The 20,795-nt window shown below is 46.9% G+C and carries 22 protein-coding genes; 8 read left to right on the top strand and 14 right to left on the bottom strand.

From position 1 onward, the window contains the following. From D908_RS20545 to ftsY, 5 genes are all read right to left on the bottom strand, one after another. The coding region (locus tag D908_RS20545; RefSeq protein WP_005525418.1) for a transposase at positions 1-108 on the bottom strand (108 nt) is incomplete at its 3' end. 195 nt (positions 109-303) lie between these two features. Next, complete coding sequence (gene rpoH, locus D908_RS06570) at positions 304-1,164, bottom strand: RNA polymerase sigma factor RpoH (protein ID WP_000184360.1); 861 nt, start codon at positions 1,162-1,164, stop codon at positions 304-306. Between the two features lie 169 nt (positions 1,165-1,333). Next, on the bottom strand, positions 1,334-2,317 hold the full coding sequence (ftsX, locus tag D908_RS06575) for a permease-like cell division protein FtsX (protein ID WP_005525416.1): 984 nt from the start codon (positions 2,315-2,317) through the stop codon (positions 1,334-1,336). Continuing rightward, a complete protein-coding gene (gene ftsE / locus D908_RS06580) occupies positions 2,307-2,981 on the bottom strand; it encodes a cell division ATP-binding protein FtsE (protein WP_000617860.1) in 675 nt (224 codons plus the stop codon). The genes ftsX and ftsE overlap by 11 nt, the downstream gene beginning before the upstream one ends. 48 nt (positions 2,982-3,029) lie before the next feature. Then, positions 3,030-4,184 (bottom strand): signal recognition particle-docking protein FtsY, encoded by a 1,155-nt coding sequence (gene ftsY, locus D908_RS06585; protein WP_005525413.1) that lies wholly within the window; start codon positions 4,182-4,184, stop codon positions 3,030-3,032. A gap of 202 nt (positions 4,185-4,386) precedes the next feature. On the opposite strand from ftsY, the gene rsmD reads away from it, so the two are divergent. Further along, complete coding sequence (rsmD, locus tag D908_RS06590; protein WP_001189771.1) at positions 4,387-4,986, top strand: 16S rRNA (guanine(966)-N(2))-methyltransferase RsmD; 600 nt, start codon at positions 4,387-4,389, stop codon at positions 4,984-4,986. Next, entirely contained in the window at positions 4,983-5,249 is a 267-nt protein-coding gene (locus D908_RS06595; RefSeq protein ID WP_000645842.1) for a DUF1145 domain-containing protein, read from the top strand. Before rsmD ends, D908_RS06595 begins: the two co-directional genes overlap by 4 nt. A 41-nt stretch (positions 5,250-5,290) precedes the next feature. Here D908_RS06595 and D908_RS06600 read toward each other — a convergent pair whose 3' ends face one another. Further along, entirely contained in the window at positions 5,291-5,920 is a 630-nt protein-coding gene (locus tag D908_RS06600; RefSeq protein WP_005525412.1) for a lysoplasmalogenase, read from the bottom strand. A gap of 880 nt (positions 5,921-6,800) precedes the next feature. Then, positions 6,801-7,169, bottom strand: coding sequence for a hypothetical protein (locus tag D908_RS06610; protein WP_001289438.1), 369 nt, complete (start codon positions 7,167-7,169; stop codon positions 6,801-6,803). A gap of 211 nt (positions 7,170-7,380) precedes the next feature. Here D908_RS06610 and D908_RS06615 point away from each other — a divergent pair, with 211 nt between their 5' ends. Beyond that, a complete protein-coding gene (locus D908_RS06615) occupies positions 7,381-7,710 on the top strand; it encodes a DUF2500 domain-containing protein (RefSeq protein ID WP_001147127.1) in 330 nt (109 codons plus the stop codon). Here D908_RS06615 and D908_RS06620 read toward each other — a convergent pair. Further along, positions 7,707-8,720 carry an acyltransferase gene (locus D908_RS06620; RefSeq protein WP_005525408.1) on the bottom strand — a complete coding sequence of 338 codons (1,014 nt, stop codon included), beginning with the start codon at positions 8,718-8,720 and terminating at the stop codon, positions 7,707-7,709. The genes D908_RS06615 and D908_RS06620 overlap by 4 nt on opposite strands. Positions 8,721-8,929: 209 nt before the next feature. Here D908_RS06620 and D908_RS06625 point away from each other — a divergent pair, with 209 nt between their 5' ends. Further along, positions 8,930-9,400, top strand: coding sequence for a Dps family protein (locus D908_RS06625; protein WP_001095477.1), 471 nt, complete (start codon positions 8,930-8,932; stop codon positions 9,398-9,400). 109 nt (positions 9,401-9,509) lie between these two features. On the opposite strand, the gene D908_RS06630 is transcribed toward D908_RS06625, so the two are convergent. Both D908_RS06630 and rhtB read right to left on the bottom strand, forming a co-directional pair. Further along, positions 9,510-10,736: an EAL and HDOD domain-containing protein gene (locus D908_RS06630; RefSeq protein ID WP_000288844.1), complete on the bottom strand. Its 1,227-nt coding sequence runs from the start codon at positions 10,734-10,736 to the stop codon at positions 9,510-9,512. 25 nt (positions 10,737-10,761) lie between these two features. Then, positions 10,762-11,379, bottom strand: a complete 618-nt coding sequence (rhtB, locus tag D908_RS06635) for a homoserine/homoserine lactone efflux protein (protein WP_005525406.1) — start codon at positions 11,377-11,379, stop codon at positions 10,762-10,764. 74 nt (positions 11,380-11,453) lie between these two features. Between rhtB and D908_RS06640 the strand changes: the two genes are divergently transcribed. The 4 genes from D908_RS06640 (at position 11,454) to D908_RS06655 (ending at position 15,821) form a co-directional block, all read left to right on the top strand. Next, positions 11,454-12,446, top strand: coding sequence for an alpha/beta fold hydrolase (locus D908_RS06640; protein WP_005525404.1), 993 nt, complete (start codon positions 11,454-11,456; stop codon positions 12,444-12,446). Between the two features lie 118 nt (positions 12,447-12,564). Further along, a complete protein-coding gene (locus D908_RS06645) occupies positions 12,565-13,392 on the top strand; it encodes a Cof-type HAD-IIB family hydrolase (protein ID WP_000213480.1) in 828 nt (275 codons plus the stop codon). A 276-nt stretch (positions 13,393-13,668) separates the two neighbouring features. Next, entirely contained in the window at positions 13,669-15,213 is a 1,545-nt protein-coding gene (locus tag D908_RS06650; protein ID WP_005525402.1) for a COG3650 family protein, read from the top strand. Further along, positions 15,210-15,821 (top strand): tRNA-uridine aminocarboxypropyltransferase, encoded by a 612-nt coding sequence (locus tag D908_RS06655; protein WP_000099809.1) that lies wholly within the window; start codon positions 15,210-15,212, stop codon positions 15,819-15,821. Before D908_RS06650 ends, D908_RS06655 begins: the two co-directional genes overlap by 4 nt. Before the next feature lie 50 nt (positions 15,822-15,871). Here D908_RS06655 and cdpA read toward each other — a convergent pair whose 3' ends face one another. The 4 genes from cdpA to D908_RS06675 form a co-directional block, all read right to left on the bottom strand. Beyond that, positions 15,872-18,364: a cyclic di-GMP phosphodiesterase CdpA gene (gene cdpA, locus D908_RS06660; RefSeq protein WP_005525400.1), complete on the bottom strand. Its 2,493-nt coding sequence runs from the start codon at positions 18,362-18,364 to the stop codon at positions 15,872-15,874. Positions 18,365-18,473: 109 nt separating this feature from the next. Beyond that, positions 18,474-19,193 (bottom strand): 5-amino-6-(5-phospho-D-ribitylamino)uracil phosphatase YigB, encoded by a 720-nt coding sequence (gene yigB, locus D908_RS06665; protein WP_005525398.1) that lies wholly within the window; start codon positions 19,191-19,193, stop codon positions 18,474-18,476. 2 nt (positions 19,194-19,195) lie between these two features. Next, positions 19,196-20,128, bottom strand: coding sequence for a tyrosine recombinase XerC (gene xerC, locus D908_RS06670; RefSeq protein ID WP_005525397.1), 933 nt, complete (start codon positions 20,126-20,128; stop codon positions 19,196-19,198). Then, positions 20,097-20,795: a DUF484 family protein gene (locus D908_RS06675; RefSeq protein ID WP_005525396.1), complete on the bottom strand. Its 699-nt coding sequence runs from the start codon at positions 20,793-20,795 to the stop codon at positions 20,097-20,099. Before D908_RS06675 ends, xerC begins: the two co-directional genes overlap by 32 nt.

Genomic DNA, 20,795 nt, shown 5'->3' with positions numbered 1-20,795 from the left:
CTCTTTCGCCACATTGCCTTTTAAGATCTTAAAACGAAATTTTGGTGTCCAAACGATATGATATTTACAACGCCAATAGACGTGTGATGAACTTCGATAGTCGCCCATGTTATTTGACTCCTCTTACTTATGGTGAATAAGAGTTTGTCTTTAACATGGGCGCATTTTCGGGCAAAAGCCCCTAGGAATAATCACCACCGCTGAAAGCGGTGGTTTAGGGATGACAACAAAAAGGTCTGGTATTAACCAGACCTTTTCTCATCTCACTTCGACCGCGAATTTGCCGTCAAAATTAATTCGGGATCAGAACTCACCCACTGCTTCTTTCAGCTTACGCATCGCGTTTTTCTCAAGCTGACGAATACGCTCAGCAGAAACACCATACATTTCGGCCAAATCTTGCAGTGTAGTCTTGTTGTCATCATCCAACCAACGAGCACGCACAATGTGTTGGCTACGCTCATCAAGACTTGCCAGAGCCATGCTGAGGCGCTGTGTAGTATGCGCTTCCCAGTTTTCCGCTTCTAGGTTGTCCGCCAAATCAGAATGTTTATCTTCGAGATACAGCACAGGCGCTGTGTAGGCCATGCCGTTCTCATCATCTTCTGCTGACATCTCAAACGCTGCATCTTGTGCTGCCAAACGAGATTCCATTTCACGCACTTCAGAAGGTTCAACACCCAACTCGCGTGCTACGGTTTCGACTTCGCCGTTATTAAACCAGCCAAGGCGTTTTTTCGATTTACGCAGATTAAAGAACAGTTTGCGCTGTGCTTTAGTCGTCGCGATTTTCACAATACGCCAGTTACGTAGCACGTATTCATGAATTTCGGCTTTAATCCAGTGCACCGCAAAAGAAACCAGTCTTACCCCCATCTCTGGGTTAAAGCGCTTAACCGCTTTCATCAGACCGATATTGCCTTCTTGCACTAAATCCGCCATTGGCAGGCCATAACCGGAATAACCACGAGCAACGTGAACAACAAATCGTAGGTGCGACAAGATCAAGCCTTTCGCAGCATCGATATCCCCTTTGTAATGTAATCGCTCTGCCAGCTCGCGCTCTTCATCTGCACTCAGCATCGGATAACCGTTAACGGAGCGGATGTAGCTATCTAAGCTGTCTTGGGAAACAAGAGCCATTGGATACGCTTGGTTAGTCATTCAATTCCTCATCATTCTCTGATCTGGATACGCTGTTTTACCGCAACAAGCTTGAACCTAAAATGAACAGGTTTCAAGTTTGACTGGTCATTATGCATAAACAAAAGTGCAACTCAAGTCAAGTTCAGCCTCAACTTTGAATCAACCGCCCATTTATGACCGTTGTCACCTAAACAGGTTCAATTTCTTTTAAATGTCGTTGCGCAGAGACTTTTGCCGCAACACATCCGAGGAATACGCCGAGCATCAAAAGCAGTAGCGATTCATCCCAGCCAAGACCAATCAAACGGAAACGGCTGTCATACAACTGAGCGAGTGCTTCAACCGCGCCATTGAGTAGAACCGTCATTAATGCCGTCAATAACCATGCAGCTACAGCACCGAGCAAACCAAACCACATCCCCGAATAAAGGTAAGGACGCAGAATATACGCATCGGTCGCGCCGATGAGTTTCATGGTTTGGATCTCTTCTTTGTTGGCTTGAACATTAAAACGTAGCGTATTGCCCACAATCAAAAATACCGACATCAGCATTAAGCTAGATAAGCTGATCACCACGATGGTCGCTAAGTGACGAATGGCATCCAAACGGGCAAACCAATCCTCATCCATACGCACATCGGTTACACCATCTTCAGCTTGTATAGCTTGCGCTAAGGTTTGGATTTGCTGCCGATTATCCACCTTCGGTGTCACTACGAGCACCGCTGGTAAAGTGGCATTATCGAGCAGGCTAATGGCTTGCTCAAAACCTGCATACTGACTTAAATCATCTAAACCTTGTTGTGGCGAGATATAACTCACTTGGGCCACTTCATCACGACGTTCTAAATCATCTTTTAATACAATGACTCGTGGTTCGGGAATATCGGTTTGTAAGTAAACACTGAGTTGAGAAGGCCCAGCCACTCGCTCAGCAACGGAAGCGATGTTCTTACTCAGCAGATACAAACTGGCAGGCAGTGCCAATGCCATGGAAATCACCGCCAAGGTCAATATGTTACCAAGCGGGCGTCGCCATAACGCGGCAAATGAAACTTTCGCCTGTTTCAGATGAATCGCGAGAAAGCTATCCGTTTTTGCTCGTTTGACATCGCGCGGTTTGCTTTTGGTCGTTTTGCTGATTTTCTTGTTACCCGGCTTAACAGCCATAATCCGCTACCTCACTTAAAAAACCCTGATTGAGTTCCAGATGACGATATTGCGGACGCGAATTCACCAGATGAATATCGTGCGTCGCCAGCAGGATGGTCACACCCGCGCGATTAAACTCTTCAAACAAACGTAGCACTCGGTTGGAAAGCTCAGGATCCAAGTTACCTGTCGGTTCATCCGCCAGTAATAATGTCGGGCGGTTTACGACGGCTCGGGCAATCCCTACTCGCTGCTGTTCGCCACCAGAAAGCTGGCTTGGCAGACAGCGGGCTTTATCAAGCAATCCCGTTTTATCGAGCGCGGCAGATACCCGGCGCTTAATTTCATTTTCCGCTATCGATTCAATACGCATCGGTAACGCGACATTGTCATAGATACTGCGATCCATCAGCAGGCGATGGTCTTGGAACACAATCCCAATGTTGCGGCGCAAAAAAGGAATATCCTTGTTAGGGATACGAGTAATGTCGTGACCATTAAAGCTAATTTTGCCATCGGTGGGACGTTCAATGGCACAAATCAGCTTGAGCAGAGTGCTTTTCCCTGCCCCAGAATGGCCACCAAGAAAGGCCATTTCACCACGCCGTAAGTGAAAATCCACTTTCTGTAGCGCTTGTCGTCCACCTCGATACGCTTTACTGACTTGCTGAAATCTGATCACGCCGTCTCCCCCTGACAAGGCTGGCACACTATGCCAACTCAGATTTGGTTACTCTTCGCGGCTAAACAGCGCGTCGATAAACTCTTGTGTTGCAAATGGACGTAAGTCGTCAATTTTCTCACCGACACCGATATAACGGATTGGGATCTGGAATTGATCGGCAATCGCGAAAATCACACCGCCTTTGGCTGTGCCGTCCAGCTTAGTGAGTGTAATGCCTGTAATAGGAGCGACTTCACTAAATAGCTTCGCCTGACTGATCGCGTTTTGCCCTGTGCCAGCATCCAGCGTCAACATGATTTCGTGTGGTGCGCTATCGTCAATTTTCTTCATCACTCGAACAATTTTGCGCAGCTCTTCCATCAAGTTACTTTTGTTTTGCAGACGACCAGCCGTATCCGCGATGACCACATCAATACCGCGCGCTTTCGCCGCTTCAATCGCATCATAAATAACCGATGCACTGTCTGCACCTGTATGCTGAGCGATTACAGGAACTTGGTTACGCTCACCCCATACTTGTAACTGCTCAACAGCGGCAGCACGGAAAGTATCGCCCGCAGCCAGCATCACTTTCTTGCCTTGCGCTTGGAACTGTTTGGCAAGCTTACCGATCGTGGTGGTTTTACCCACGCCATTCACACCCACCATCAAGATCACGTAAGGTTTCTTATCGGTCTCAATCACAAGTGGCTGCTCAACCTGAGCCAAAATCTCCGTCATCTCTTCTTTAAGCAGACCATACAGCGCTTCACCATCACGTAGTTGTTGGCGAGAGGCTTTCGCCGTCAAATTCGTGATGATTTTGGTGGTGGTATCCATCCCGACATCGGCAATCAGCAGTTGTTCTTCGAGCTCTTCAAACAACTCATCATCAATTTTCTTGCCTTTGAACAGACCAAAGAAGCCTGCACCAATATTGGCTTTCGTACGGCTAAGGCTACGTTTTAAACGTGCAAAGAAATTTTCGGTCGGTTTCTCTTGCTCCACAATACGTGTTGGTTCGACAACCGCAATTTCTTCTGTTTCTGTTTCTGTTTCTGTTTCTGTTAACGCAGTTTCAGCTTGAATCGCAACCGCTTCAACTTCGGGTTGGCTTTGTGGTTCATCCTGCGTTTGAGTATCCGTTGAAGTGGTTTGGTTTTTCTCTTCGTCACCAAATCCAAGCCATGACAACAAGCCACGCTTCTTTTTTTCCGTCATCTGGAGCTATCCTGAATCGCTTTATTTGAATACAGACTTTTCTTGGCCATTATCGTGGGCCAGAAAAGAAAAATGACAAAGCAGTGAAAACTTTTTGCTTCGCTTGGTACACTTTGCCAAGTTTTTTATGTTAACTCGGGTTGTCCCGCCGAATGGCTGACAAGTGAGTTATAGTAACACTTAATTAGCGGTCAAAAAATCTATGCAAAGACGTCGCCAGCCAAACCCATCACAAAAAAAGGCCCCTACTGGGCAAGTTCGGATTATTAGCGGTCTGTGGCGCGGCCGAAAACTGCCCGTTCATGATGCCGAAGGGTTGCGCCCAACGACCGATAGAGTCAAAGAAACTCTATTCAACTGGTTAGCTCAAGAAGTACCGCAGTCACGCTGTCTCGATCTCTTTGCTGGTTCGGGTGGGTTGGGCTTTGAATGTGCTTCACGCCAAGCAAGTCAAGTGACTATGCTGGAGCTGAACCCTCTCGCGTTTAATCAATTGAAAACGAATGTACTGAGCCTCAAAGCGGAAAATATTGAGCTTATTCACACGGATGCACTCGCCTTTCTGCGACAATCAGGCAAACCTTATGACGTGGTGTTTATTGATCCACCTTTTCGACAAGGTTTGTTACAGGAAACCACTCAGTTACTAGAGCAAAACGGTTGGCTCTCGCCACAAGCGATGATTTATATTGAGTGCGAAAAAGAGCTGCCACTGACTGAATTACCCTCTCATTGGCATCTGCATCGAGAAAAGAGTGCCGGACAAGTCTGTTATCGGCTGTTTATAAGGGAAGAACAATGAAAGCACTACTCTGGTTAGCCAAAGCGGCCATCGGCTTTGTGTGGTTGGTTTTGCTGGTCAATATCATCACACCATTTCCGGGTAATGCAGCAATCGCTCTCTACATCATGACCGCGTTTTTACTGATCATGCATGGCTTGCAAATGCTGATTTTCATCGGCGCTTTTGGCGATAAGGTACCTTTAAAACGTTGGGAGAAATGGTCGATACTGATCTTCGGCATTTTTGCCCTGTTGGACATTCGCCGTAAATATATGATGTAAAAAAACCGCCGTAAGGCGGTTTTTTTTGTGTCGAAGTTAGGTTAGAGCACGAGAGAGGCAGAAATCAACGCTTGAGCCGCGAGATAAGTTGTCGATATCAGATAATGGCCCAGAGGTAACGGCCGTCGATAATCGTGAATGGCTAACAGAGTTGCCGAAAGAATATAAACGAGGCAGCCAAGAAACCCCGCCGCAGACGCAAGTGTGACATCTTGCAACCATAACTCTCCTGCTGCCCAAGTCATTTGAACCAGCATAAGCCCCATGATAGTGACGGGGAAAATCAAAGTATCAATTTGGGGTAGTAACAAGAAAAAAGCCACGATGCTGGCAGCGACTAATAATGCGGGCAACCACCACACCATTGCGCCTGAGAGTTGCACCCAAAAAGCTTTACTAAAAAAGAGTTGAGCAACCAAAAACAGCACAAAACTGGCTCGATGGTAACGAACGTTCAAGCGCATACCATGTGCGAGCATAGAAACAGCAAGCCCAAGTGATATCCATACCAGCGCGGGGGTAGCGTGAGAGTGTCGTTCCCAGATGATCATAATCAGCAGAAATAGACTGAACATTCTGAAGAACACAGCCTGTTTAACTTTTTGATCTTCATAAGCAGAAATGCTGATAAACCCCGACAACACGACAGAAATCCAGCTCAACATGCCCATACCTCTAACCTAAACTGTCGCCAGTGTAGGGATCTCACCTTTGATGTCCAGTTGTGAACGCAAAAAGTTGGATCTTGCTAGCGAATCCTACTTTAAGCGGCTATACAAAATAGTAATGATTCCCTTGAACGACAACAATCTGACAAACTCACAAAAACAAGCAACAAAGGTCGAATAAGTTAAATTATTAGAAAAACAAACAAATAAACACAAGACATACAGGCTAAATAATCATATTAAGCTAAAAATTTAAACTAATAAAAACAATAAAAATCAATCGATTAAAATTTAAATGCCATAAAATGAAGAACCAAAAATAATTTAATCAAAAACACTGCATTTCTATTACAAAATATCAATACACCTCATCAGACCAGATAGGCAAATGACATTTACTCTCGACAAGCTATTTCAATTTCTCATAAATTGGCAATTTGCCAAACCCCATCACTCAAACCAGGACAAAAGCATATAAGTACAAACAGAACAAAGCTCAACCATAAAAAAGCAACAATCAAAACAATTAAAAACAACAACTTAAAATCAGGAACGGATAATAAACACGCATTGCGATTACGATTAAAACAGCCCAAAAGTAGGACTTTACTCTGTCCAGAATAGGTCAATAAAGTAAAAGAACTGTGTTTTTTTAAACTTTAGCCTCAGATCTATTGATCAACCTGACTAAATGATCTATTCTTTTTTTACAGAATGAGTAAACAAATAAAGGAGCAGTGTTATGATTTCTTCATCTCAGAAACAAGGACTCGTTATGATCGCAGTAATCATTGGCCTAATGACACTGCCCATGATGTACTAAGTCAATGTTTAAAAACCAAAAAGGACGCATGGCGTCCTTTTTTGTTTTCTTAATTTCTATCTATTGGAAATGTTGCGAAAGCTCTTCCCAATGCCAGTAATAGAAAAAAATGGCACCTAGTGTGATCAACATCATCAACATAAAAGCGATACGCCAAACAAACTTTCCACTTCTTGGGGTTAACTCATCCTCGCACTCTTGGCAAACGGCCAAAAAAGCTTTGCGATCGTCTAATCGGAAATCGTCTTCATGCACAATCTTGTTGCGAATCGTAGCGACATAGCGGAGTTTCTTTATCACATCATGCGGCAAACGCTCTTCACAACTGGTAACTAACTGGTGCAGACCTTTCCCTTCAGCATGGTATTGTTCGCGCAATAAAGTTTCGAGTTTTCGCGTACGTAGAACAACTTGTTCAATTTCTGACATATTCGCCCTCCTGCGCTTTCCTCACTTCTTGCATCCTTTCTAACAGCCAAAGCCTCAATATCCAATTGTTAGCAGTTCAACGGCTGACAAAGTGTGAGATAAGCCGAAAAATTTTACCTGATAGTTGCCTGACGTCTCTTTCTGCTCACAAATTGCTTGGCAAAATACGCCATTCGCTAAAATGGCTGCGTATTTCGCATAGGAGGCGGACATGCCCTACACTCTGTTGATCTCTTTAGCTTTATTGATTATTGCTGCTCTTTGGTTTTTCAGCCACTTCTACCGCCGTCACCTACATGGAGAGAATGCCCCCGAACGAACTGCCGAAGTGACGGTTCTGGATAAACAAGTCATCGATATTCCTCACCCGCTTCCCGGCCAAGACGATCAAGAGTTTTGGATTTACGTGCAAAAAGGGCGTGTAGGACCTAAACGCGAGTTTCAAGTTGGCATTCATTATTTCCATGCGCTCAATCCCGGTGACAAAGGCACTCTTACCTACCGTGGCACCCAATTTCTGCATTTCGCCCTAAAACGCTAAGGCAGCAACCAACGTGTTTTGGAACTGCGTGATACTAGCCAACTGACCCATAACGATCCCACTCCACTGATTACGACCCAGAGTGGGATCACCCACACCGGATTTCCTTGCCACCAGCCATACGCTTTCATTGGCCAGAGAAAAATGGGATGCAATAGATAGATGCCCAAGCTGTGTCGACTGACAAAGCTAGCACCTCGCTGCCAACTCAACGGCAGCTTAGTGGCTAAGGCTCGCGCCAAGATAAACACCATACTCGCAATCAACACCACATTAATCGTCTTGTATGAAAACCAACGTCCAACACTGTACTCATTCTCGGCCAGACTAAGCATCACCACAGCATGTACCGTAATATAGAGTGAAACCAGTCCAACCAAGGCTATGCCCAATACACTCCCGCGGTTTAATGGCCACTTTTGATAAAGTAGATAACCGAGCGGTAAATACCCTGAGAATAGCCACAAATCATTACTCCAAGGCCCATCTAGCCTTAGCAAATTAAGTACTGTGGTTAGCAACCACACCGCCACTAAAGCGTAAAGCGCAGAATTGTCCCAACGTTGGACGCCCCATTGCAGGAAAGGGATCACTAAATAAAGTGGAATAAAGTAATAGAAAAAGCCTAGGTGGTAATAGGTTTCATGCTGTGGACTTGAGAGTAAAGTTTGCCATGCGATTGCACCATCAAAGCCAGAGACACTACAACCAGATAAAACGGCATAAAACAGTGACCAAACCACAAAGGGGATAAACACTTTACCCAATCGACGCTCTAGGTAATAACGCAGCTCAAAAGGCCGATGATCGCTCAACATGAGCGCTCCTGAGATCATAATAAAAACAGGAACCGCCCAACGACTGGCACCATTAACCGTGACGGCGGTTAACCACTCAGCGAAAGGAATCTCCCCCAATAAATCTCGATAAGGGCCTAATACATGGATCGCAATCACGGCTACCGCGGCGATCGCTCTCAATAAATCGAAGAAAAAGACTCGTTGCTGCACATTCAGTTCCTGTTTTTTCATTGCACTATAAATACTCTTCATCCATGCCTGTTAATCTTGAGTCAATCTCCTGCAAAAGGTCACATCCCATTCTCCCTTGATAGTCTGTGGCTATTGAATAAATCAAAAAAAGCAAATTTCCTTCATCACTCTCCCCGCTTATTCTTTACTCAAGCCGCAAGGCAGAACACATAACTGAGAGGTGTAAAATGAATACGAATTTGATTGGTCTTGATACCACACAAAGTCAAAAACTGGCGAATGCGCTCAATAACTTACTTGCTAACTATCAAGTGTTTTACATGAATACCCGTGGTTACCACTGGAATATTCAAGGTAAAGACTTTTTTGAGTTGCACGCTAAGTTCGAAGAAATTTATACCGATTTACAACTGAAAATTGATGAGCTGGCAGAACGTATCCTGACCCTCAGCGCTCGTCCTATGCACAGCTTTAGTGGCTATCTAAAAGCAACGCAAATCAAAGAGCATACCGACTCGGTCGACGGCCGTACCAGTATGCAAGGCTTGGTGGATGGTTTTAGTGTCCTGCTGCATCAACAGCGCGATATTCTGGAGCTGGCAGGTGAAACCGGTGACGAAGGAACTTCAGCTCTGATGAGTGACTACATTCGTGAGCAAGAGAAGCTAGTGTGGATGCTTAATGCTTGGCTGAAATAAACCGCCTCGGTTGTAAACTGAAAAGGCATAAGGTGCAGAAAGGTTAATCTATTTGGTCGGTCAGCCTTTATCATCCTACACCCTCAGAGTCGGGCTGGCTGACCATTTACTAAATTAATCGATTGATGTCCTGGCTCCAACGCTGGGCTTCAATCAATTCCTGACGAACATCTTCCAGATCAAATCCAAGCTTATCACAGCGCTCTTCAACACCTTGCCAATCCGCTTTTTCAAAACACTCTTCAAGATCCAGCAAAACTCCTAATGGACCTTCACGGTCACGCAGTGCCAGTTTCACTTCATCGGCTAACGGTAGCTGTTCCACCAATTGTTCGATAGAAGTATCCAGCAAGGCATCCAAAACCGAGAACATACCAATGAGAAACGCCTGATCACGATACGATTTAAAATGGTGATGAGTCGCCATCAACTGGCAAAATTGCGCTCTTTGTAGCGATAAGTTGTAAAGCTCCTTCGGCTTTTTGGACGAGATATAAGACGCCACCGCCAAAGAAACAAAAATACGCAGTTTATCCTGCCCCAAATAAACCAAAGCTTGGCGAAATGAGGAGATGGAAACCGCAATGCGATCCGACATGGTATTCACGAAGCGCAGCAACTTGTACGAGAGTGCAATATCTTGTGCCACCAACCGCTCAACCCGAACGTAGTCGACTTCCGGCTGGCAAACCTCTCGGAACAACTGCATGGCAATCACATGCTCAGGGCTAATGTAACGCTGCTTGATTATTTCTGGCTTACTGAAAAAATAGCCTTGGAAGAAAGTAAAACCCGCGTGACGCGCTTGATGGAACTCATCTTCAGTTTCTACTCGTTCGGCTAAAAAGCGTCGACGACTGCCTTTTGCTAGCCGCTCGCGAACAAATTCGCACGCTTTATCTAACCCCATCGCCATGATGTCAATTTTGACAATCTGCACATAAGGCAGAAAGCGCTCCCACGCTGGTGAATAGACAAAGTCATCCAGAGCCAGCAGATAACCACGCTGACTCAGCTCTTGCACCGCTTCAAATAAATCATCTGTTGGTTGGCAAGTTTCGAGAATTTCCACCACGATTTGCTCACGCGGCAGAGTTAAAGGCAGACGTCGAATCAGGCTTTTATGCGGAAAATTGATAAAACAACGCGAACGGGCAATTCGAGGATTGGTGCCCATTGATAAAAAGTTTTCGACGATCAAACGATAAGTCGCCCGATCAGCATCCATGTACTCAGGAAACGCGTTTCTCTCTCCATCACGAAATAGCAGCTCATAGCCTAGCGTGTGTCGTTTCGCATTTAATATCGGTTGGCGTGCTACATAGGTAGTGTACATGGTTTCCTCATTGGGTTGCCTTGGCTTAAGCTTTGGCAGTCGCCAATAACATTCCGCAGCCCATAAACATCGAACCAAACAGTTTATTCATTCTGGTCATTATATTAGGTGAACGGATATAACGACCTAACTGAGCAGCCAGTGCTGTGTATCCGAACATGACAAGGGCATCAATAGTAACGGTTGTCAGTCCGAGAACCAAGAACTGAGACAGATGATTTCTTTCTGGATCAATAAATTGAGGAAATAACGCCACTAAAAAGACGATAGATTTAGGGTTGGTCAGGTTAATCAACACCGCTTTGCGAAGCAGTGCCCATTGTGATAGCTCAGCCTGCTGCGTAACCGCAGTTAACGGGGTTCGGTCGCGCCATTTTTGTATACCGAGCCATAGCAAGTACGCTGCACCAACCCATTTGATCAGAGTAAAGGCGAGTGCCGATTGAGCCACCAAAGCGCCAATTCCAACCCCCACTAACACAATGTGACAAGCAAGACCGATTTGCAGACCAACAATAGCCCCTAACGAATGCCGGGTACCGTAACTTAATCCATTACTGATCGAGTTGACCGTGCCTGACCCGGGGGCCAAACTAAACACGACAGCGGTAAGCAAATAGGCAAGCCAAACATGGATATCCATTGCAATTCCTCATTCCTGACTTATGCTAGCCAACTGAGGCCAAACGCAAACGCGCATAACCACATCGTCAACTTATGAACCCTGAAAAAAACCTTTATCCTTATACGCAAGAGTCGAGTTTGGAGCAAGCTCTCAACTTTGAGATAGCTCAAGTGTGGCACACTCGACACGAAGGAACTTATCGCAGTTTTGATAAGAAGCACATTTATTGGTGCAGCCTGAAAGATCCAAGTCACCAAAAAGCCGTGGTCATCGTCAATGGACGCATCGAGTCTGCGTGGAAATATCAAGAGCTTTGCTATGACCTATTTCGCCAAGGTTTTGATGTGTACACCTATGATCATCGAGGGCAAGGCAAATCCGATCGCCTGACCGAAGATCGGCAGATTGGCTACGTCGATGAGTTCCAAGATTATGTCACCGACCTAAGAGACTTGGTGGAGCACTTCAATCTTGGTCATTATCAGCAACGTTTTCTATTAGCGCATTCAATGGGTGGTGCCGTAGCTACCCGTTATATTCAAACCAACCCAACACATCCTTTTGATGCGATCGCACTCAGCGCGCCGATGTTTGGGGTTAAAATGCCTTGGTATCTTCGCCCGCTGGCACTGCTGATCACTCAGTTGATGGCATCGTTAAGCTCCAAACCAAGTTATGCACCAGGTTATGGGCCTTATCATCCCAAACCATTTCATCTCAACCTTCTCACTCACAGTGAAATCCGCTACCGAGTGTTTCGCGAACTGTATGAAGCACATCCCGAATTACAAATTGGCGGGCCCAGTTACCGCTGGGTATGGCACAGTCTGATGGCAACCAAACAGTGCTTACAGTTGACTCGACAGATAAAAATTCCGCTGTTGATCTTACAAGCAGGTGAAGAGGCGATTGTTTGCAACCGAGCACAAAATCGGCTATTAAAAAAACTGTCACGCACTCAAAAGTGTGCCGCTTTACATACTATTTCAGGCGCTCGACATGAGCTTCTTTTTGAACGTGATGCTTACCGTAATCAGGCGTTAGAGCAGATTTTGCGTTTTTTTCTCTGCCAGTTCTGTAAGTAATTAAAATTGAGGAAAAGCCGCGAGAGAGGTTTACCCTCTTTTTCCGCATTTAATTCCACTACACTAACAAGCCCTAGGGTGACGGGTCATCCTGCCTACAGTGAAACATGAGAACTTTATGACCACTTCAGCACAAAAACAGACTTACAAAATCGTGGCGTCGGATCTCGACGGTACTTTACTCGCCCCTAACCATCAGTTGAGCGAATTCTCGAAACAGACTCTCAAGCAACTGCATGACCGAGGATTTACCTTCATCTTCGCGACTGGTCGTCACCATGTGGATGTGGCTGGAATTCGTGAAATTGCAGGAATTCCTGCCTACATGATCACGTCGAATGGTGCACGTGTGCATGATCAAAATGACCAACTGATGTACAGCAAAAACGTACCTCAGGAGCTAGTACAAGAAGTGATTGATACGGTTAAACAAGATGAGCAGCTATTTGTGCATCTCTACCGTAACGATGAGTGGCTATTGAATAAAGAAGATGAAATCCTACGTCATTTTCACGAAGACTCTGGTTTCACCTATCGAGTTTTTGATGTCAATAACGCACCAACCGATGGCATTGCCAAGATTTTCTTCACCCAAGAAAACCAAGATCACGAACATCTCGTACAGTACGAAACCCTGCTCAATCAACGCTTTGGCGATAAAATCAACGTCGCGTTTTCAACACCTTGGTGTTTAGAAGTGATGTGCGCGGGCGTGTCAAAAGGTGATGCGCTACAAGCGGTGGCTCAATCTCTACAACTCGACTTAGAAAACTGCATCGCATTTGGTGATGGCATGAACGATGTAGAAATGCTGTCCATGGCAGGCAAAGGCCTCGTGATGGGTACTGCTCATGAAAAAGTGTTCAAGGCGCTACCCAATAATGAAGTGATTGGCAGCAACGCGGATGATGCCGTTGCGCATTACCTACACCAACACTTGTTCTAAACCACGCAGTAATTCCTCCCGCTTTTGAAATAAAAGGGAAGAACGAATACACAACGGCAGCTTTCGCTGCCGTTTGCGTTTTTATGATTTCCCGAAGGTGTGGCTTAATTGCCGCTTCAAGGCAGGAAACTGCGAAACGCTTCGCAAGCAATTCGATTGTGTGTCCGCACTCTGTCAATTGAACCCTGTGGCGGTTTAGCTTGTCCTAGCTTTATGCCATAATTCTTGCCACTGAACCGTTATCACGACTAAATCTTGAGCCAAAGGAATTGATCAATGAGAGCTTTGCCCTTCTGTGCTGTCACACTCGCCATGCTGTTACAAGCATGCTCTAACACCTCATCGTTAAACTTAGAACCCGAGCCAGCACCAATTATCCCCGCTACGCTCGATAAGCCAGAAACCATCCAGCCACAGAGCTTTATGTTGCGCGGTGAAGTGGTTGTCGGCCATGAAGTTCAACGCTTTACCCCATGTGGTAGCAATCAGCAGTTTTGGCTCAATTTGTCTCCAGAGCAACTGCGCGAAGCTCTCGCTCTTAATCGCAACCCTTACCAACCTCTGTATGGGGAAATTGTGGGTACACTCTTGCCACCAAGCCAAACTGGCTTTAATGGCGATTATGTGGCACGCATTGAGGTGCAAAACATTAACCAGTTGAGCAGCGAAAGCCGTGGTTGTGAGCAGCCAGCCAGTCCAACTCGCGCCTTTGGCAGCGAACCTTTTTGGTCGATGCGCTTTATTGATGGTGGCTTGCAATTCCAGCCTTTAGGCGGAGAGAAACGGCACTTCGCGATCTCTCGCACACAGCTAAGCACCGAGCAACGCCGCTACCAATTTGAAGATGGCGAACTGCTGCTTGAGCAAGGGCAATGCAAAGACGGCATGAGCGATAACCTCTATCAGTGGCGTTCTAAACTTTCGCTCAAGGGTGATAAATATCAAGGCTGTGCGACTTTGGCCAATATTGATCCAACACAGGAATGGAGCGGCGTCTATTTTGCGAGTTCAACAGAACAAACGGGGTTTAGTGTTAGCTTAACCTTAGAAAAAGATCACACCGCACAAACTCGCTATGAATACGCAAATGGTGAGCCAGCAGTGATTGAGCAAGGTTACTGGCAACAAATTAACCCAGATCAGATCCAAGTCGTCATGACTCGCCACCAACAGCAATACTTACTGTCTGAGCGTATTTTCACGCGAGACGGTTATCAACTGACCGCTGAAAAAGAGAAGGTTGGTCAATCGGTTTACAACATCGCGGATGGCGGCTTAGTGCTGTTTCGTTCAATGATTGAACTTAGCGAAGCGACACCGCCTCCTATCGTGGGTCAGGCAGCCATTCATGCCCAGCAGATCGCGGGACGAGCGGATTATCAAGAAGAAGTCGATCAAGCGATTCGTCGTTATTTCACGCTTCACAAAACCTCACCAGACAACACCCAATATCGCTGGCTGAAGTACGACCTTAATGGCGATGAACAACCTGAGCTTCTGGTTCAACTGGATTGGTGCGGCACTGGTGGTTGTACCTTGTTGATTTTTGAACAGCAAAATCAGCAATGGCGATTTAACAGCCGTGTCACCCTTGTACAGAACCCTATTCGTCTAGGTAAACAGACCCATCATGGCTGGCAAGATTTGATGCTCAGCGTCAGTGGCGGCGGGGCAAAACCTGCCGTGCATAGCCTGCAATACAACGGCATTAGCTACCCGACTAACCCGAGCGTCGCCCCTGAAGCCAAAGCGGAACAAATGAGCCAAGTCGTACTGTTTTCCGATGGTGTATCCCCAAGACAATCCGGGGTTAAACTGTGAGTTCAGTGTGTCCTGAGTGCGGACTCAAATTTCAATGTTTGTGTGCCGCCATTCCTAAACTCACCGCACCGTTTCAACTCTCGCTGCTCACTCACGATAACGAGTGGCAGCGCGAAACCAATACTGGGCGCTGGCTAACCAAGTCACTCGATGAATGTCAGGCGTACTCTTGGAGCCGAGTTTCGGCCAACACAGCGCTACAAGCGCGCATCGCACAACCCAATACACGTTCGTTTTTAGTTTACCCCTCAGAAGAGAGCGTGGATTTAGAGCATGCACTTACCTCACTGACCGCTGAAGAGAGTGCACACTTTATTGTGTTGGATGCCACTTGGCAGGAAGCGAGAAAGATGGAGCGCAAAAGCCCTTGGTTAGCCGACTTACCGCGTGTTCACCTCACCACACAACAAGCTTCAGCTTATCGGCTAAGACGCAATCAGCAGCAAGGCAATCTGTGCACACTTGAAGTTGGGTTGGCTTTATTGCGCCAATTTCAAGCCAAACCGCAGGCCGATGCATTAGAGCAGTTTTACCACTATTCGATGAACGTGTTTCAGGCAGATAAAAGTGGCCATCGCTGGATGGAAGGTTCTACTTTCCCCACTTGAAGTGCAGCGCAATCGGCTGCAACTTCAAGCTATTAGGATGAAGCTGACAACTACCCCAAACGTGTTGGGCGACCGAGGAAGTAGCCTTGTAGGTAATCAACGCCCATATCCTCACTGATACGACACACCGTTTGGTTGTGCACAAACTCTGCCACGGTTTTTGCATTTAGAACCTGACACAGTTTCACCAGTTGCTCTGCAATGCGCCGCTGCTTCACATCTTGGTCGATATTGCGGATCAGGCTGCCATCGAGCTTAATCACTTGCGGCTCCAGCTTCACTATCTCATCGATATTGGAATAACCGCTGCCAAAATCATCCACTATGATGGTCGCGCCGAGTGAGCGGAAATGGTTGCACACTTCAATCATGCGTCCGTAATCTTTAATCTGCTCACTTTCAAGCACTTCCAGACCGACGCGAGAAGGATCTGCCACTGATTTGATTGCCGCTTCTAAATGCTGCAAAGTGCGCTCACTCATCAAATCCTGTGGAGAGAGGTTGAGAGAAAAAGCTTCAGGTCGATGACGCATCATATTGAAAGTATGCGTAATCATTTGACGACTCAGGCGAGTGTACAGATGAGTGTCAGTGATGATAGGTAAAAAGTGGCCAGGGAGAATAATTTCCCCTTCATCTTCAATCCGTACCAAGCACTCGTACGAAGCAACCACATGGCTGCGCGCCTCACAAATAGGCTGCGCATACACCACCACATCATCACGCAGTACCGCACGGCTAACACGTGATAACCAATTGAGGCGCTCTTGGCGCACAGTCTCCTGCAACTTGAGCCGTGAGGCATTGCAAAAGTGGCGATTGTTATTGAAGGCATAACGGCGTGCTTCGATGGCTCTCAGCAGTAAATCGTCCGGCGTGTGCTCTGAAAAATCCCTATGGCTGACTAAACCTGCGCATAGCGAAATCGACAGGTAATCCAAATTCGGCAGTCCACAAGGCTCAAAGTTGACGTGTTCTAGCTGCTCAACAAACTGATAGAAATGGCTGTGAATGCACTGTTCATCGACACGAGAATAGAACACCGTCGCCCACTCACCGACTCCAATGGCATACAGCGAACTATGGCCCGCCAATTTCTGATCCAGATAAGCTTGAAACTGTTCACTTAAATCACACAGCAACTTATCCCCAACCGGATAACCGTACTTCTCGTTAATCTGATTGAAGTTAGTCACTTTGATCGCCACCAGATGCTCATTTTCCGCAAAGCGCTCTAAACGTTCACGCAGCACCACTCGGTTCGGTAAGCCTGTACGGCGATCTCGGCGGTAACTGGCCGTCAGCAATGAGGTTTGGGCACGGATCTGCTGTGCCAAGTTATCGGTCATCACATCCAAATCGTGAAACGCATGACGAATCAAATTGAACAAAGGAGAGGTCATCCCTACGGGATAACTCGGTAGCGGAGCAAGCTCAATATCACGCAGATCACCTTCACGTAGGGCAAGAAAAGTCATGCTGTGATGCATCACTTGCTGCTGCCCTTTATGATGTAGCAGTTCTCCCCAGCAGTAACAACCATCGGTAGGCGCAACAGCCTGTAAAGGCCGGAGTTCATGATTTTCATGCATGAAATTCAGTCGCAGCGCACAGTTAAACACCCACACTTGTTGGCACTGCTTGGCTTGCAGTTGCTTCGCCGTGAGGTAAACCCGCTCAAGCGTTAAGGAAGGATGGTCAAAACAGAAACGCACTTCATCTTGCACAGCCAGCGGCCGATCAAAACAGAGCCCACCTTGCGGGTCTTGGCTCAGTGGTAGAAAAATATCTTGCTGGCGATACTCACCTTTCATCAATGGGAAGCTAATCAACCACTCATGGGGCATATCGGGTTGCAAACCTAGACCTAAATTGCGCTCATAAATCGCTTCAATCGGCTCATCATCGAGGCTTAAAACTCGGTTGCCATCAACCGCAGTGACACGATAAGTGCGCCCTACAGGTTGCCATTCGGTGTAACCACCCGTTTCAACATACAAAGCCTCACCATGCAGTGCAATCGCCACGCTGGCATCTTGGTAGCAAACATCGTCCAGCAATATCCAACACCCAGCAGGCGTTTGTTTCGCTGCACCGCCCGCCACCGGAATCATACTGCCCGTGGCAGTCTGTAAAGCAAAGCGTGACGTTTGCAAAGCATCCATTTGCCAAGAAAAACACAGCACCGCTTTTGAGGATTCATTCAGCTCTAACTGACGGGCCAAACGTTGCCCATCTTCCACATAATCATCACTGTAGGTGACTACCGCACGACTGAGGTGCGTCTGCTCAAATACCGTTATTTGCAGCAAAGTGGTTTGACAATGAATCTCGCCTTGGAAGATCACTTCTTCCGTGCTGCACCCTAACAGACAGGCATGGGGAAATCGGGTACGAATTTTTTCGGCAAGCACGAGGACTTGCTCACGACTTAGAGGAGAAAAAATCTGGACTAGTACGGATTGCCCATAAGGAAGATCGATAGCATCGAGCACACTATTTGCCGATGCCAAATCAGGGATGAGACGAGATACCGTAAACATAAAGAGCAGATAAGCCAGTGAAATGTTTAGGCATTATGCAATGCAAACCTTACCGCAGACCATACTCAATACCCAAGCAATGTGATTTTTGTGACCCGATGATATGCACTCAGTTAACCATTAATAACAACTGTGGCAAACATTCAATTTCCACATCAGGTAACACGCTCGCTTTGCTCTGTCGACGAATGCTCAGCCCTTGGTCATTAAACCAGCATGCCTGAAAACCACTTTGTCGAGCACCCAGTACATCGGTTTGCAAATGGTCCCCGACATGCAAGATTGAACCTGCTGGTAATTGGAGCTGTTGAGCAGCCAATTGAAACAGATCGGCGTAAGGCTTAGCACGTCCATCAGGGCCAGCACGCAGCACAGATTGGAAATAATCACTCAAGCCAATTTTTTCCACCTGCACATTACCATTGGTGATCGCAATCAGCGGCATCTTAGCCGCCAATTCGGCCAAAACACGATGAGTTTCAGCGGGTACATCAACTTGATTGCGCCAGAACATGACTTCTTCAAGAGTATCTCGCGCTGCCTGCTCAGCCTGTGGCTGGGCATAACCCAACTGAATGAGACCATGCATTACCTGCAAATAACGCCATTCGCTCACATCGTGACACTGATCGGGAAACTGTTTCGCGATATCGCGTTTCAACGCTTGCCACCAACTCAAAGGTCGCGTAGCAGTCACTGGATGCTGGGTTAACAGCCACTCGGTGGCTTTCGCTTCCACTTGCTTAATCACTGGGCGGTTGTCGTAAAGAGTATCATCCAAATCGAAAGTGAGTGCTTGAATCGGAGCCAGTGAGCGATAAAACAGCATGCTTAGTCCTTGTTCTTTTTGCGGGCGCGTGGGTGCGCCTGATCATACACCTGAGCCAGATGTTGAAAGTCGAGGTGAGTATAGATTTGCGTGGTGGCGATATTTTCGTGACCAAGCAACTCCTGCACGGCACGCAGATTATTGCTCGATTCCAACATGTGCGTAGCAAAAGAGTGGCGCAGTTTATGTGGGCTAATATGGCTCGCGACCGCTTGCTTTTGCCCCCATTCAGCCATACGTTTTTGCACGCTGCGGTGCGAAATACGCGTGCCGAGTTTGGAAACAAACAGCGCCGTTTCGTCACTATTGGCCAACTGACTGCGCAGCTTGAGCCACTTCCCTACCCATTCTTGTGCTTGTCCAGCGAACCAGACTTTGCGCTCTTTGTTACCTTTACCGATGACGCGGATTTCCCCGTCACGCAGATTGACGTCTTTAACATCAATCGACACCAGTTCTGCCAAACGTAAACCTGAGCCATACATCAGTTCCATGATCGCACGGTCACGAATGGAAAGTGGATCATCATCGGTCACTTCCAACAACTGCGCCATTTCGTCAACATCAAGGTTTTTCGGCAGCGGACGTTGCTTGCGTGGTGCAGAAACGCCTTTCGCCGGATTCGCCTGCAACTCACCACGCAAAATCAGAAAATCGAGAAAGCTGCGCAATGAAGATAAACGGGTAGAAATGCTACTGGCCTTCATGCCTTGTCGCTTACCCAGCACGACCAATTGTCTTACCCACGCTGCATCGAGCTGAGGCCAGCTGGTTAAGCCCATTTGCGCCAAGTAACGCGCCATGGTTTCAAGTTGCTGCTTATAGTTACGCTGCGTATAGAGGCTCAGCCCTTTTTCGCTGTGCAGATAAGCATAAAATCGTTCCAGCGGCTGAGCTAACGCATTAGGAAGCGGGGTGAGTTCTTCGGTCTTCATCGTGTGACTGCCAAGGTAAAGTCTCTATCAGATGAGCTAAGACTAACGCCAGATGGCGTAAAAACAAGGTGTCCATACTCGGCTGAAAGTGGCCGCCATCTTCACTCGCAAAAGCCAAGATACCTAACGGAGCTTGGCGATGTAAGGGTAATACCACATAGGAGCCCATTTCCGGCGCAGGTCTATCACCCAACAGACGTTGGCGATCCGCTTGCCGTAAACGGCCTAAATACGCTGGCTTGCCATTAAAGTGATTGGTCGAAAAGCGCTGCCAATCCTCACTGGCTAAACCATATTTCTCATCATGTCGCTGCATAAGGCGCACATAAGCACGTAAATTCAACTCACGCGCTTTCGCTTCAATCGCATGCAGTACCGCTTGCAGTGACGAGCATTTGAGGATCTGCTCTTGCAGATCCATAAACTCATGGAAAGTGCGATCGTTATTCGCGGCGAGTGACATCAAACCGGTGATCTCTTCTTCGAGATCTTCAATTCGCTGCCGCTGCCGTGCTAACTGCACATGAGCGAGAGATACAGCACCCGCTTGAGTAGGTAGAGCTAAACGCTCAACCAGATAGGCATGGTGCTGAAAAAAGTCGGGGTGTTCATCAAGATACTCTGCCACCACTTGGGCGGTCAGAGCATCTGCCGTTACCTGAGACAA

It is taken from the genome of Vibrio mimicus CAIM 602 (genome assembly GCF_000338875.1).
GTDB lineage: Bacteria > Pseudomonadota > Gammaproteobacteria > Enterobacterales > Vibrionaceae > Vibrio > Vibrio mimicus.
The sequence above is the reverse complement of the archived record's forward strand: the minus strand, read 5'-3'. Positions and strand labels throughout refer to the sequence as shown.

Coding starts and splice junctions, on each gene's coding strand:
- rpoH (WP_000184360.1), bottom strand. CDS start 1,164: ATGACTAACCAAGCGTATCCAATGGCTCTTGTTTCCCAAGACAGCTTA.
- ftsX (WP_005525416.1), bottom strand. CDS start 2,317: ATGGCTGTTAAGCCGGGTAACAAGAAAATCAGCAAAACGACCAAAAGC.
- ftsY (WP_005525413.1), bottom strand. CDS start 4,184: ATGACGGAAAAAAAGAAGCGTGGCTTGTTGTCATGGCTTGGATTTGGT.
- rsmD (WP_001189771.1), top strand. CDS start 4,387: ATGCAAAGACGTCGCCAGCCAAACCCATCACAAAAAAAGGCCCCTACT.
- D908_RS06595 (WP_000645842.1), top strand. CDS start 4,983: ATGAAAGCACTACTCTGGTTAGCCAAAGCGGCCATCGGCTTTGTGTGG.
- D908_RS06600 (WP_005525412.1), bottom strand. CDS start 5,920: ATGGGCATGTTGAGCTGGATTTCTGTCGTGTTGTCGGGGTTTATCAGC.
- D908_RS06610 (WP_001289438.1), bottom strand. CDS start 7,169: ATGTCAGAAATTGAACAAGTTGTTCTACGTACGCGAAAACTCGAAACT.
- D908_RS06615 (WP_001147127.1), top strand. CDS start 7,381: ATGCCCTACACTCTGTTGATCTCTTTAGCTTTATTGATTATTGCTGCT.
- D908_RS06625 (WP_001095477.1), top strand. CDS start 8,930: ATGAATACGAATTTGATTGGTCTTGATACCACACAAAGTCAAAAACTG.
- D908_RS06630 (WP_000288844.1), bottom strand. CDS start 10,736: ATGTACACTACCTATGTAGCACGCCAACCGATATTAAATGCGAAACGA.
- rhtB (WP_005525406.1), bottom strand. CDS start 11,379: ATGGATATCCATGTTTGGCTTGCCTATTTGCTTACCGCTGTCGTGTTT.
- D908_RS06640 (WP_005525404.1), top strand. CDS start 11,454: ATGAACCCTGAAAAAAACCTTTATCCTTATACGCAAGAGTCGAGTTTG.
- D908_RS06645 (WP_000213480.1), top strand. CDS start 12,565: ATGACCACTTCAGCACAAAAACAGACTTACAAAATCGTGGCGTCGGAT.
- D908_RS06650 (WP_005525402.1), top strand. CDS start 13,669: ATGAGAGCTTTGCCCTTCTGTGCTGTCACACTCGCCATGCTGTTACAA.
- cdpA (WP_005525400.1), bottom strand. CDS start 18,364: ATGTTTACGGTATCTCGTCTCATCCCTGATTTGGCATCGGCAAATAGT.
- yigB (WP_005525398.1), bottom strand. CDS start 19,193: ATGCTGTTTTATCGCTCACTGGCTCCGATTCAAGCACTCACTTTCGAT.
- xerC (WP_005525397.1), bottom strand. CDS start 20,128: ATGAAGACCGAAGAACTCACCCCGCTTCCTAATGCGTTAGCTCAGCCG.